This is a genomic window from Snodgrassella sp. M0110, assembly GCF_016101465.1.
In the GTDB taxonomy this organism is placed as follows: domain Bacteria; phylum Pseudomonadota; class Gammaproteobacteria; order Burkholderiales; family Neisseriaceae; genus Snodgrassella; species Snodgrassella alvi.
Window position 1 is genome coordinate 202893 of sequence record NZ_JACFQM010000003.1, and the last position, 12115, is coordinate 215007.

Genomic DNA, 12115 nt, shown 5'->3' on the forward strand with positions numbered 1-12115 from the left:
TTGTGTAAAATAGCATCAGGCATAAATTATTTTAACATGTCCTAATGATTGTGTTTATTCTGATAACTTTTTAGCATTAATCGCCCAATCATATAAAGCTTTTCGGTTTTCACCACTAATCTGTGCAGCCAGCACGGCAGCCTGCTTGGTCGGCAGTTCCTGCACTAAAATTTGCATAATATTAATAGCTTCAGCAGACAGCTCGGTATTTTTTTCTACTGGTGCCGGATGAAGTATCAGTACCATCTCGCCACGTTTCTGGTTAGCATCTGCCTGCACAATCGACTGAATTTCAGAAACTGTGCCGCATAGATAGGTTTCATGGGTTTTACTGATTTCTCGCGCCAGCATCAGAATGCGTTGCGGATAAAGTAAAACCATTTGTGCCAGCGTATCTGTAATTCTGTGAGGGGTTTCAAACATAACTACCGGATAAGATACTTCTTTCCATAACTGTAGCTTTTGATGACGTTCACCACTTTTTGCCGGTAAAAATCCCGCAAAATAAAAATCTGACTGGGTTACTCCTGCAACACTCAAAGCTGTCATCACCGCACTCGGGCCGGCTACCGGAACTACCTGATAACCGGCCGCACGAACCCGCGTTACCAGCCGTGCCCCGGGATCACACACTGCCGGCGTACCGGCATCAGAAACCTGTGCCACGACTTGCTCTGCAGCCAGAGCAGTGATAACACGCTCGGCCATACTTTGTTCGTTCTGTTCACGCACACTGATTAATCGCGCAGAAAGACCATACGCACGCAGCAATTGCTGTGTAACTCGTGTATCTTCAGCACAAATTAAATCTGCCCGGGACAATACAGCTAATGCATGAAAACTCAGATCAGCCAGATTACCTATCGGAGTAGCCACTACATAAAGGGTTTGCGGTACAATGCTGGCAACAGCTTTCTGATAATGGGCTTGCATTTATAAATCCGTAATCTGATTGAACTTTAGGTATAGTGCTTTAAACTGAAAGCTTAACGTTATAATCTGAAGCTATTACTATACCACGTCATTACGGTGTTTCAGAGTTTACGCTTAGTAATTGTACTGGTAGATAACCGGCATGCAGCTGCTTTCAAAAGTCATATTTTGCCTGAAAACCAGCATAGACCTCAGTATAAATAATATATACTGAGCATAAGCATATTATCTGCATTCGCCTTAATTAACAAATTAATTTATATGACAGAATCCATCTCCGTCCATCAACATTTTGCCGATAGCGCTCAACTTCTGAACGAGTGTGCAGATTTACTGGCTGAACCAATTGCCGAAGTTGCTCAGGGAATCCTGATGGCTTTGATGAGTGATGGCAAACTGCTTATTGCCGGTAACGGGGCATATGCCTCACTGGCTAATACGCTGGCTGCCTATATGGTGACCCGATTACAACAGGAACGAATGGCGCTTGCCGCATTATCCCTGTGCAATAATCCCTCCGTACTGAGTATATTAACTGACAGTGAACCCGACGATCTGTTTGCCAAACAAATTCATGCACTGGGTAAGCAGCATGATATGCTCTGCGTACTATCGGCAGATGGTCAGAATATCAATCTGATTAGTGCGATTAAAACGGCACATGAACGTGATATGCGTATACTGGCGATTACCGGCGGAAGCGGAGGTGAGATTGCCGGATTACTGCGCGATGATGATCTCTGGCTAAATGTTCCCGGAGACCATCCTTTGCGTGTACTTGAGGCACATCAGGTAACCATTCATGCCTTGTGTGCACAGATTGACCAATTATTGCTAGGTGGTATATAACCTGCAACAACCAATTTACAGGTATATTTCATGAAAAAATATCTTTCTGCTCTGGCATTAGGACTTTGTCTGACCACTACCCTGACCGGTTGTCCGGCAGTTCTTGTTGGCGGAGCTACTGTCGGAACTTTAGCAGTTATCGACCGGCGCACGACTGGGGCACAGGCTGATGATAAAGTAATGGAAATACGGATTCACGACGGAGCCATTTCATATCTGAATAGTCAGGCCCAGAAGAGTAAATTCCAGCCCACACTGTCTGTTATCAGCTACAACCGGCAAATACTTTTACTTGGCTTAGTAGCCAGTGAAAATGATAAAAATCTGGTAGAGCGCGTTGCCCGTGCTGAACCGGCTGCACAGAAAGTGTATAATTATATTGATATCGTTAATCAAAACCGAAAATTAAGTGATGTTACAGATGATACATGGATAACATCAAAGGTACGCACTAATCTGCTTAATACCAAAGGCGTAGCGGTAAATAACGTCAGAGTGGTTACTTATAATGGTATAACTTATGCAATGGGTATTTTGACACCAGATGAGCAGCAGGCTGCTACATCTGCCATCAGCACAACATCAGGTGTACAAAAAGTAATTACGTTGTATCAAACTTTTGAAAATACGCCCAAAAGCACTCAGGTAAATCCCTGATAACACCATTCTGCTGCGAATACATTAAATTTACCAAATCAGCAGCTGTTAATACCTGATTAGCATAAACAAAAATCTGCGTATAATAACTATATTATACACAAAGATATCTCTGAAGGATTACCTTAACATGAGCACTAAACCCACCAAACCCGAAACAAAAAATAAAAAAAACGCGGTTAAAACTGGGCTGAGTACCTTTAGCAAAATCCTGCTGAGCCTCTTTTTAATTCTAACCATCTCTGTTTTCTTGTTTGTTTTCCACGCATGGCAGGTTCTGAATTCTTCCTCCGAAACCACAGAATTGCCCTCACAGGCAAGTTTTGAAGTACTGACTCCGACTGGTGCACCGGGAACAGGCAGTAATGTTCCGACACCTGTATTTTCACCCAATCCTGCTATAACGGCCGCTTCAGACAGTACTCAAATTGCATCGGAACCAACTCTGCCATCTACCACCACCGGTAGAACGAATACCGGCCCAAGAACAACACCTGAGAATCCAGAGGAAGTTCAGCCTCTTACACCTATCAATGTACCGGCAGCCACAAACAGAGAAAGTAATTCTGAAACTCCAGCTAAACCGGCTCCGGTAACTAAGCAAAAACCGGCAGCTAACAGTAATAACGGCAAACCGCTGGATAATCTGTTTTAAACCGGTATTTACAGCAACAATAACGCCCATCCTGTGATGGGCGTTATTTATAGCCAATTATATCCCTAAACAAAATTTTGAAATATCGCAGCTGTATTTAATCATTAAAAAGGCAGCAGCAAATTATTGCTATGTACGCAACAAATTAGCATACATAACATATATTCAGAATTCTGACAGATAAAGTTCGATGAGTGCCTAAGCAGTACACACTATCAATACATTTATTGATAGGGGTTCTCTACTGCATTCATCAGTTCGCTCAGATAAACGCGTAACTGCTTTTCCTGACATCCCATCAATAATCCGTCTTCAAAAGCTTCCTGTGCCAGCTCATAAATTTCCTGCATGTTTTGCTGCATTACCTTAATTTTTTCAGTGCAAGAAACCACATTACCGGCATCGTCTAGCCATTTAGGCATAGGAGGTAAAGGTTTCATCAGTGTTTCACCCTGCGCGCAGTCACAAAAGCACGAGACCAGTAGCCTTGTTCAATGCTGGTAATCTCAATATTTTTACCTGTACGCGGCGCATGAATCATCCGCCCATTACCAATATACATACCTACATGCGAAATTCCGCCGCCACCCGGGCTGAAAAATACCAGATCTCCCGGTTGTAAACTGGTTCGACTGACAGCCTCTCCTACCGTCGCCATCTGACGTGAGCTGCGCGGTAAAGTAATACCCATACTACGGCGAAAGATATATTGCATAAATCCACTGCAATCCAGTCCGCTTGTAGGGGAGTTGCCGCCAAAATGATAGGCTACACCAAGTAAACCCATTGCATTCATAATCAAATCACCGGCATCATCACCTGTACGTACTGCCGGTGTAGCAGTGCGCTCGCGGATTAAACGCTCCAGTGCCGCATTATCCAAACCTTCGTTTGGTGCCGCCATTACCGGCGGAATCAAAATGAAATTGGCACACAAACATACTGCTGCCGTGTTCATTAATTTTTTTATCCACTTCATGAAACATTATTCCATCTGTTCATTAAACAATTCTGCTATCCTGTAGACAGCAATTGTTTCGGACTTCATTATATGTTTTCACCCAACTCATCTCTCATCAGTGATTGGGCGCGTATGCGCGAAATTATCACCATTATGGCCAGACATGGTCTGGGTGAATTTCTTGTTCGTATCAAATTACCAAGACGCTGGTACAAACATTCCGATCAATCAGGTCAGAACCACCAGCACTATATGAGTACACCAAAACGAGTACGGCTCGCCTTTGAAGAACTCGGACCAACATTTATTAAACTCGGACAAATACTTGCTACCCGTACCGATGTCTTCGGAGAAGAATGGACAGAAGAATTTGCCCATCTGCAAAACAACACACATCCTCTTCCGATACCAGACATCAGAAATATTATTCAGGCTCAGCTTAACCAGCCACTGGAAAGTATTTTCAGTAATATAGAAGCTCTGCCTGCCGGCAGCGCATCCATAGCACAGGTTCACCGCGCGACACTTATCAGCGGAGAACAGGTCGCCATTAAAGTTAAACGCCCGGGTATTGAGTCAACCGTAGCAGCTGATCTGCGTATTCTTAACCACATAGCTCAACTGCTTGAATCGGAAATACCCGAATCCAGACGTTATTATCCGGTACAAATGGTGCAATATTTTGCCCGTTCACTCGAAAAAGAAACAGATTTGTCTGCCGAACGTCGCAATATGCAACATTTTTCCCGTCTTTACAACCATCAGCAGCAAATCCATATACCACAAACTTATGCGGCATATTCTAACCGGCAAATATTAGTACAAGAATATATTGACGATACTTTACTTAAAAATCTTGATTTCACCGGCTGGGACAAGCAGCAGCGAAAAAAACTTGCAGCCACACTGGTCGATACCATTCTTGATATGATATTACAGCATGGTTTATTTCACGCAGACCCGCATCCAGGTAATATTTTAGTACGAAATGATGGACGAATCACCTTAATTGATTTCGGTCTTGTCGGTCGGCTAAGCCAGCAGCGCCATCAGGAAATCATCACTCTGATTCATGCACTGCTGGAACACGACCAGTTTGCACTGCAATATGTTTTGTCCAACTGGGCGCAGGGAGAAACCATAAACGAAGACCAGCTCGGAACAGATGTATTGGAAATGCTGAATAATTATGAGCAGCTCAACAGTAAAGAACTGCGTATTAGTCAGATAATTAACGATATTACCCATATTATCCGTGAACATGGTCTAACCCTGCCTGCGGATCTGATTATCCTGTTCAAATGCCTGATTACCCTTGATGGCGTTATAAAAAAAATAGACGGCGACTTTGAACTGTTAAATCATGCACGAAACACCATCAGGAACGTACTACGCCATCGCTTTAACATCCAGTCAATCTGGCGCCACAATAAAATACAGTTACATCTTTTAGCTCAGGTAATAGATACACTACCCCAAAATCTATTACGTCTAAGTAAACGCATCCGGCACGGACAGCTCCCTGTTAACCTGAATATTCAGCACATCGATAAATTTAATAACCAGCTGGATAAAGTTGTTAATCGCCTGACAATGGGAATTGTTACAGCGGCACTTATCATTGGCTCATCTATTGTTATGAGTATTAATTCCGGCCCGAAAATCTTCGGTCTGTCGTTTTTCGGACTGATTGGCTATTTACTGGCATTCAGCAACAGCCTCTGGGTAATCTGGTCAATCTGGCGCTCAGGACGACACTGAATCAACACCGCAGTTACTCAGTTACCCTTGTAAGAAAACAGCTGAAACCATTAAAATATATACTTGAAGTAATAGAAATTCCTTCACACAGCAAATGTGTTATTGAAAACTGAATAACCACGTGGTTCGCAATCCATCCCACGAAAAAAAACTAGGAGCCTTGCTACACATGTATCAACTGTATTCTGCAATATCATCTTCTCTTAATGACAAATCTTTCTTGTTTGGCTTTTAGACAGAAAATATGTTTAAAATCGCCAAAGAATTCCAGTTTGATGCCTGCCATATGCTGGACGGGCATCAGGGCAAATGTCATAACCTGCACGGACACACCTATCGCCTGATTGTCGAAGTAAGCGACCAGCTACATCTGCAAGGATCCAGCAAAGAAATGGTTATGGATTTTTCCGACATCAAAAATATCATTAACCAGCAAATTATCAGCCAGCTGGATCATGCCTATCTGTATGATGAAACCAATAGCAACGAATGTAAAATCGCAGCCCTCCTTCGCCAAATGGAGCGAAAAGTATTTGCCTTTCCCTGTCGCACTACTGCTGAAAGCATGAGCCGGTTTATCTTCAATAAGCTTACAGCTCATCTGCCAGTATCCAAAATTACCCTATGGGAAACCCCTACTTCCTATTGCGAATATCAGAATACCAGCTCATGATTCAGTTTAATATTGTCGAAATCTTCGAATCCCTACAGGGCGAAGGCTACAATACCGGTATGCCTGCTATTTTCATCCGTCTGGCAGCCTGTAACCTCAAATGCCCATGGTGCGATACTGACTTTATGAGTTACCAAAGTATGAGCCTGGAGCACATCCTCAATACCGTCAGTCAGTTTCAGAGTAAAAACATAATCATTACCGGCGGCGAACCTACTATCAACAAAAAACTGCCCCTACTTTTACACGCACTTAAACAGGAAAATTATTATCTTGCCATCGAAAGCAATGGTTTGGGCACAGTAGACCCGCTTATCGACTATATAGCCCTGAGCCCGAAATTTTATTATCGTCACCAATATCCGTTTCCACTACAGCGCCAGGCTGACGAAGTACGCATTGTAGTTGAAAACCATCCGGATTTTCTTACCTTCTGCCAGAACATAGAACAACATATTCAGGCCAGACACTATTTTCTTTCGCCCTGCGAACAAAACAACCAATTCAATATGCTTACTACATTACAATATCTCGGCAGACTGAATCAAAACCGCCATAATAATAAATGGTTGCTAAGCATTCAGACACACAAATTGGCCAATATAGAATAATATTTCTACTCATCTATGTATTCTGCGGCCGATTCAAAATCCTTGAAAAAATACAAATCAGCCTAATATCATAAAAAGTATATGTAAAAACTAAAATCAATATTTTTAGCGTAACAATTCATCATTAATGTGCATATTCTGCCAACAATTGTTACAATATAATTAACCAGAGAAATTATTTACTGACAAAATCACGGAGAATCTTATTTATGCAACCCCGTAACACTTACGACTTCACCCAGCTGGGTCAGGCAGGCGAAAACCAGCAGGCAGTTGTTTTACGTAAAGCCTATGCCTTGCTCGGGCTTTCATTCATCCCTTGCGCTGCAGGTGCTTATGCAGGTACTTATGTAAACTTTTTTACCCTGTTTAGTAATTTTTGGCTGTCAGTAGTAGCGTTTTTGATTTTCGCTTATGGACTGATGTTTGCAATTGAAAAAAACCGTTATAACAATTTAGGTATAGCCCTGTTAATGGTTTTTACTTTCGGTATCGGATTTTATATCTCACCGCTTTTACAATATCTTATGGCTTCTTCTGTCGGCTCAAAAATCATAGGTATGGCAGCATTAATGACAGCAGCCGTATTTTTTACCATGGCAACAATTGCTCATCGTTCCAAATCTGAAATGAAAGGTATTGGTCAGTTCCTGATCATTGGTGCAGTTGTTTTAATTATCGGTATGATTCTGAATATGTTTTTGCATTTACCAGCCTTGTCACTCACTATCGCAGCTGGTTTTGTTATTTTCAGTTCACTGATGATCATGTGGCAAATCCGTACTGTTATTGCCGGTGGTGAAGACAGTGCAACCAGTGCAGCACTTACTTTATTTATCTCTCTGTACAATATTTTTAGCAGCCTGGTACAAATTCTGTTGGCAATTATGGATGACCGTTAAAATTATATTTCAATAACTCAACTGCCTGAACACCAAAATAAGTTCAGGCAGTTTTTATTTCTGCAAAAATTATGTGTATAACAGGAAAATAATCCTTTGCTCATCTGCGCCCTATTTAACTTCCTATTCTTTTATAATTATCTTTTACATAATAAATAAACATGAACGAAACCATCCAGTGGACAGAAAACGCACAAAACATGCAGGCAGACTGGGGAGGCGACAGCCGCCATCCCGCTCCGAAACACATTCAGGCTATCACTCAGATCAGCGCTGAACAGGCGATTCCACTCATGCGCCAGCATACAGCATTGCTTTGGCGCGGTGATTATCATCAGGGTAAACAACTACTGGCTGCGATTAAAAAACGTGTTCGCAGTAAAGCCCGTATTCATACTGATTTTCATAAACATCGTTTGCAACAGGCTCAGCACAGCCGCCTGTTCCAGCTTCTATTAGTAGAGATTCAACCTCAGGGCTTACTTAACAATAGTCGCGCACCAAACATTGCAGCTGCTCTGAACGACGTATTCGGCAAACCCAATCAGAACGCCCTACTTCTGCCATTGCATCTGTTATTAGGCTATATTGGCGCTTATGAGTGGCATAAAACCGGTGTTTCCATTCCTGCATTGCAAGGACAAAAAATCCATGTTCCTTACGGTGTATTTTCGCCCGTACGCGGTGAATATCTTGAACTGGTTGCCCATGCAGCATTTCCCTCTGCCTGTCAGACAGCATGGGACATCGGAACCGGCAGTGGCGTACTGGCTGCTATACTCGCACAGCGTGGAATACCTGAAATCATTGCAACAGATAATAATCCGCGCGCCATTGCATGCGCACAAGCAAATATAGAGCGTCTGGGTTTAAATAAACAAATTCATATTCAGCATACCAGCCTGTTTCCTGAGGGCAAGGCCGATCTCATTGTCTGTAATCCTCCATGGTTACCCGCTAAACCAAGCAGCGATATAGAAACCGCACTCTATGACCCCAACCATCAAATGTTGAAAACATTTCTGGAAAATGTCAGAAACCACCTCTCAGCAAACGGGCAGGTATGGCTGATTATGTCCGATATAGCTGAACATCTTGGCTTACGCCCCACAGAAGCCTTACATCAATGGATAGAAGCAGCAGGGTTAAAAATTATTCATAAAATCGATACTCAACCCACGCATCAAAAAGCCCGGGAACAACACCATCCACTTTCCTATGCCCGTAATCGTGAAATCACTTCTTTGTGGCAATTGGGCATTCAATAAAAAGGTGTTTGCATAGTAATGCAAACACCTGTTTTATTCCTCATCAGTACATACAGACAAAAATCTATTCACAGACATAAACTATAATTTAGTGAACTTAATAGCACCGGTAACCACTTTCAACGTCCAGCTCACCCTTAACATAAAAATTATTGATTTATTTAGAATTACAAGTTATAAATATCTTTTTCAGATATATAACCATCGCCTGGCCCCAAATTGAAATTAATTTTAGTTTGTAAGAAATTCAGTTGAAAAGCATATATTTTAATTACTAATTCAGACACATATTGCAAAAACCTTCTTCCTTAATCAATATCTGCTTCATCATTTTTATTACTCAAAACACTATCTGTACTCTTTACACGCAGATACAGTAAACCTTTTACTTAAACTATCTCAATACAATTCCAGATAATTACAGATATACTTAATATTGAGTATAAATAAACAACTGAATTCAAAGCTGAAATATATATCAATAAAACATATAAAATTTTGTATTAATTACTTATTACATTTCTATTACTTCCTGCTATTTATCTTTGAATAAAACATTGATTGCAGTAAGATATATTTTTCATTTCGAGTATATGAACAAAACCATTTCATCATTGTATGATTTATCTTATTAAGAAATCATCAATTTAAATACACCACATCATTATGCATTACTTAATTGTTATTTGTTTGCTCACAGCATCCAATCTGGTCATGACTACAGCATGGTACTGGCATATTAAACCCAATAATTATCAATTTCCGCTTTGGCAGATTATTTTGATTAGCTGGGGAATTGCTCTATTTGAATATTGTCTTGCAGTGCCGGCCAATCATCTGGGGGCACAGTGGGGAATTAAACCATTCCAACTGAAGATTATTCAGGAAGTAGTGACACTGGTCGTATTTACCCTGTTTGCGATTCTTTATTTAAAAGATGAATTCAGACTTAACTATTTAATCAGCTTCGGCTTTATTCTTGGTGCAGTGTATTTTGCTTTTAAACGCTAATCTGTAAAACCGCCGCCTGAACATCTCAATTTTTAAGGACGCAATTGCGTCCTTTTTCAAACACAGACTTATATCAAGCTTTAGGTAAAGTTACACCCGTCTGCCCCATATATTTACCGGCACGATCCTTATAAGAAGTAGCGCACTCTTCATCACTTTCAAAAAACAATACCTGTGCCACCCCTTCATTAGCATAAATCTTAGCCGGTAATGGCGTGGTATTGGAAAATTCCAGAGTTACATAGCCTTCCCATTCAGGTTCAAATGGCGTGACATTAACGATAATACCGCAACGTGCATAAGTGGATTTACCCAGACAAACAGTCAGAACATTGCGCGGGATACGGAAATATTCCACAGTACGTGCCAAAGCAAACGAGTTAGGCGGAATGATGCAAAAGTCGTCTTCAACAGTTACAAAATTACGCGTATCAAAATTTTTCGGGTCTACAATAGTACTGTTGATATTAGTAAAAATCTTGAATTCGCGTGCACAGCGAATATCGTAACCATAGCTGGAAGTACCATAGGAAATGATTTTTTCACCGTTTAACTGCTTAATCTGATTAGGTTCAAACGGTTCAATCATGCCGTGCTCTTCACTCATACGGCGTATCCATTTGTCTGACTTAATACTCATGACACTATCCTTAATAAATTTAGCGCATTATACCGAAGCCAATGCCACTGTTGCAGGCAAATTGCGACTATTTACGCCGTTTAAAGCCATTATTCCGGTAACCAGCCGCCTAAATGATGCACCAGCTCAGCAAGCAGATCGCCTAAGGCTTCTGCCATCAGTATTTGTGATGCAAAGGTTATACTTTGCATATCGTCTCCCTGCCCTGCAGCTTCCTCCTGAATCACATCCAGAAACTGAATACGTTTAAGAGTAAAATCCTGCGTCAGCACAAAACGTACTCTGTCCTGCCAGCATAACCCCAACTGAGTAACAACCTTACCATTTTTGACCAGATTAACCACTTCCTCTGCGGTTAAATCCTGATGGCTGATACGAACTACTGGTGCAGCATCACCCAGTCCTTTGAGTTCACAATCACAGTCCAGCTCAAAATGACCGGCAGCATCTCCTCTTAACAGCCATTCCGTCATCAGACTGCCTGGCGACTGCTGAGTGCGTGGCAGCTTCGCTTCCAGTCCGCCCAGTGCCTCACGTAATTTCGTAAGCAGCATTTCAGCACGGTTGGCATTGGCCTGATTAATCATTAATAAGCCGCGCTGAGTATCAATAATGGCTTCTGTTTTACCACTTTTAGTAAAAGCACGTGGCAACAAATCATCGGTGATGGTTTCTTTCAGTTCCATCTTCTCCTTACGCCCGACATTCCGCCCTTCAGCTTCACGAATCTCATTAATTTTTTCGTCAAGAATATCGCGCACCACGGCTGCCGGTAATACTTTTTCTTCTTTTTTTAGCGCAATACGCCATGTATTCTGTGCCGGAAACACCATCTCCGGGCTAAACGATACAGGACTGGCAAAGCCAATACTGTCCCAATCCAATCCCATACACGGCTTAAACTGAGCTTCAGTCAGCTTATCAACCAAAGTTTCTAAATTCGGCAGATTGTCTTTATTGAGCGGATAAATACTTAATTGCTTAAACCACATGCGTAATTTCTTTCACAGCCAACTAGGAAATGAGTGATTATACGGCAGCTTGAACCTAAGTGCGTTATCTATACAACTTAATAAAATAATAATTGCTCAAATAAATAACCAAGTTAATTTCTTCAAAAATATTAATATAGTATAAGAATTGACCTAGTTAATCATCTCAATAGCTTTATACACATCAAATTTATTGTACATA

General features: G+C 41.4%; 14 protein-coding genes and 1 riboswitch. Of the genes, 9 read left to right on the forward strand and 5 right to left on the reverse strand.

Annotation, left to right across the window (positions count from 1 at the left end; genetic code table 11):
- Positions 1 to 54: 54 nt before the first annotated feature.
- Positions 55 to 933, reverse strand: a complete 879-nt coding sequence (gene rsmI, locus H3T84_RS05880) for a 16S rRNA (cytidine(1402)-2'-O)-methyltransferase (RefSeq protein ID WP_198218521.1) — start codon at positions 931 to 933, stop codon at positions 55 to 57.
- 261 nt (positions 934 to 1194) lie between these two features.
- Here rsmI and H3T84_RS05885 point away from each other — a divergent pair, with 261 nt between their 5' ends.
- From H3T84_RS05885 to H3T84_RS05895, 3 genes are all read left to right on the forward strand, one after another.
- On the forward strand, positions 1195 to 1782 hold the full coding sequence (locus tag H3T84_RS05885) for an SIS domain-containing protein (RefSeq protein ID WP_037475951.1): 588 nt from the start codon (positions 1195 to 1197) through the stop codon (positions 1780 to 1782).
- Between the two features lie 30 nt (positions 1783 to 1812).
- On the forward strand, positions 1813 to 2439 hold the full coding sequence (locus tag H3T84_RS05890; RefSeq protein ID WP_198218522.1) for a BON domain-containing protein: 627 nt from the start codon (positions 1813 to 1815) through the stop codon (positions 2437 to 2439).
- Between the two features lie 130 nt (positions 2440 to 2569).
- On the forward strand, positions 2570 to 3094 hold the full coding sequence (locus H3T84_RS05895; protein ID WP_198218523.1) for a hypothetical protein: 525 nt from the start codon (positions 2570 to 2572) through the stop codon (positions 3092 to 3094).
- A gap of 224 nt (positions 3095 to 3318) precedes the next feature.
- On the opposite strand, the gene H3T84_RS05900 is transcribed toward H3T84_RS05895, so the two are convergent.
- Together H3T84_RS05900 and H3T84_RS05905 are read right to left on the reverse strand one after the other, a co-directional pair.
- Positions 3319 to 3534, reverse strand: a complete 216-nt coding sequence (locus H3T84_RS05900) for a hypothetical protein (RefSeq protein ID WP_037475945.1) — start codon at positions 3532 to 3534, stop codon at positions 3319 to 3321.
- Positions 3534 to 4073 carry a C40 family peptidase gene (locus H3T84_RS05905; protein WP_037475942.1) on the reverse strand — a complete coding sequence of 180 codons (540 nt, stop codon included), beginning with the start codon at positions 4071 to 4073 and terminating at the stop codon, positions 3534 to 3536. Before H3T84_RS05905 ends, H3T84_RS05900 begins: the two co-directional genes overlap by 1 nt.
- 72 nt (positions 4074 to 4145) lie before the next feature.
- On the opposite strand from H3T84_RS05905, the gene H3T84_RS05910 reads away from it, so the two are divergent.
- The 6 genes from H3T84_RS05910 to H3T84_RS05935 all read left to right on the forward strand — a co-directional run bounded on the left by H3T84_RS05910 (position 4146) and on the right by H3T84_RS05935 (position 10281).
- The gene (locus H3T84_RS05910; RefSeq protein WP_198218524.1) at positions 4146 to 5816 is read left to right on the forward strand and encodes an AarF/ABC1/UbiB kinase family protein; all 1671 of its coding nucleotides are present in this window, start codon (positions 4146 to 4148) and stop codon (positions 5814 to 5816) included.
- A gap of 115 nt (positions 5817 to 5931) precedes the next feature.
- Positions 5932 to 5977, forward strand: a riboswitch (PreQ1 riboswitch).
- 83 nt (positions 5978 to 6060) lie between these two features.
- Positions 6061 to 6489, forward strand: a complete 429-nt coding sequence (gene queD, locus H3T84_RS05915; RefSeq protein ID WP_198218525.1) for a 6-carboxytetrahydropterin synthase QueD — start codon at positions 6061 to 6063, stop codon at positions 6487 to 6489.
- On the forward strand, positions 6486 to 7100 hold the full coding sequence (locus tag H3T84_RS05920; RefSeq protein ID WP_198218526.1) for a 7-carboxy-7-deazaguanine synthase QueE: 615 nt from the start codon (positions 6486 to 6488) through the stop codon (positions 7098 to 7100). Before queD ends, H3T84_RS05920 begins: the two co-directional genes overlap by 4 nt.
- A gap of 209 nt (positions 7101 to 7309) precedes the next feature.
- Positions 7310 to 8002, forward strand: a complete 693-nt coding sequence (locus H3T84_RS05925; protein WP_198218527.1) for a Bax inhibitor-1 family protein — start codon at positions 7310 to 7312, stop codon at positions 8000 to 8002.
- 161 nt (positions 8003 to 8163) lie between these two features.
- The gene (locus tag H3T84_RS05930; RefSeq protein WP_232346125.1) at positions 8164 to 9270 is read left to right on the forward strand and encodes a class I SAM-dependent methyltransferase; all 1107 of its coding nucleotides are present in this window, start codon (positions 8164 to 8166) and stop codon (positions 9268 to 9270) included.
- A gap of 666 nt (positions 9271 to 9936) precedes the next feature.
- Positions 9937 to 10281, forward strand: a complete 345-nt coding sequence (locus H3T84_RS05935) for a DMT family protein (protein ID WP_037393604.1) — start codon at positions 9937 to 9939, stop codon at positions 10279 to 10281.
- Between the two features lie 73 nt (positions 10282 to 10354).
- On the opposite strand, the gene dcd is transcribed toward H3T84_RS05935, so the two are convergent.
- Together dcd and H3T84_RS05945 are read right to left on the reverse strand one after the other, a co-directional pair.
- Positions 10355 to 10921, reverse strand: coding sequence for a dCTP deaminase (gene dcd, locus H3T84_RS05940; RefSeq protein ID WP_025330196.1), 567 nt, complete (start codon positions 10919 to 10921; stop codon positions 10355 to 10357).
- A gap of 89 nt (positions 10922 to 11010) precedes the next feature.
- On the reverse strand, positions 11011 to 11913 hold the full coding sequence (locus tag H3T84_RS05945; RefSeq protein WP_025330195.1) for a recombination-associated protein RdgC: 903 nt from the start codon (positions 11911 to 11913) through the stop codon (positions 11011 to 11013).
- Between the last annotated feature and the right edge of the window lie 202 nt (positions 11914 to 12115).

What these genes read in the sequence shown, in the direction of transcription:
- rsmI (WP_198218521.1), bottom strand. Translation starts at nt 933, where the DNA reads ATGCAAGCCCATTATCAGAAAGCTGTTGCCAGCATTGTACCGCAAACC.
- H3T84_RS05885 (WP_037475951.1), top strand. Translation starts at nt 1,195, where the DNA reads ATGACAGAATCCATCTCCGTCCATCAACATTTTGCCGATAGCGCTCAA.
- H3T84_RS05890 (WP_198218522.1), top strand. Translation starts at nt 1,813, where the DNA reads ATGAAAAAATATCTTTCTGCTCTGGCATTAGGACTTTGTCTGACCACT.
- H3T84_RS05895 (WP_198218523.1), top strand. Translation starts at nt 2,570, where the DNA reads ATGAGCACTAAACCCACCAAACCCGAAACAAAAAATAAAAAAAACGCG.
- H3T84_RS05900 (WP_037475945.1), bottom strand. Translation starts at nt 3,534, where the DNA reads ATGAAACCTTTACCTCCTATGCCTAAATGGCTAGACGATGCCGGTAAT.
- H3T84_RS05905 (WP_037475942.1), bottom strand. Translation starts at nt 4,073, where the DNA reads ATGAAGTGGATAAAAAAATTAATGAACACGGCAGCAGTATGTTTGTGT.
- H3T84_RS05910 (WP_198218524.1), top strand. Translation starts at nt 4,146, where the DNA reads ATGTTTTCACCCAACTCATCTCTCATCAGTGATTGGGCGCGTATGCGC.
- queD (WP_198218525.1), top strand. Translation starts at nt 6,061, where the DNA reads ATGTTTAAAATCGCCAAAGAATTCCAGTTTGATGCCTGCCATATGCTG.
- H3T84_RS05920 (WP_198218526.1), top strand. Translation starts at nt 6,486, where the DNA reads ATGATTCAGTTTAATATTGTCGAAATCTTCGAATCCCTACAGGGCGAA.
- H3T84_RS05925 (WP_198218527.1), top strand. Translation starts at nt 7,310, where the DNA reads ATGCAACCCCGTAACACTTACGACTTCACCCAGCTGGGTCAGGCAGGC.
- H3T84_RS05930 (WP_232346125.1), top strand. Translation starts at nt 8,164, where the DNA reads ATGAACGAAACCATCCAGTGGACAGAAAACGCACAAAACATGCAGGCA.
- H3T84_RS05935 (WP_037393604.1), top strand. Translation starts at nt 9,937, where the DNA reads ATGCATTACTTAATTGTTATTTGTTTGCTCACAGCATCCAATCTGGTC.
- dcd (WP_025330196.1), bottom strand. Translation starts at nt 10,921, where the DNA reads ATGAGTATTAAGTCAGACAAATGGATACGCCGTATGAGTGAAGAGCAC.
- H3T84_RS05945 (WP_025330195.1), bottom strand. Translation starts at nt 11,913, where the DNA reads ATGTGGTTTAAGCAATTAAGTATTTATCCGCTCAATAAAGACAATCTG.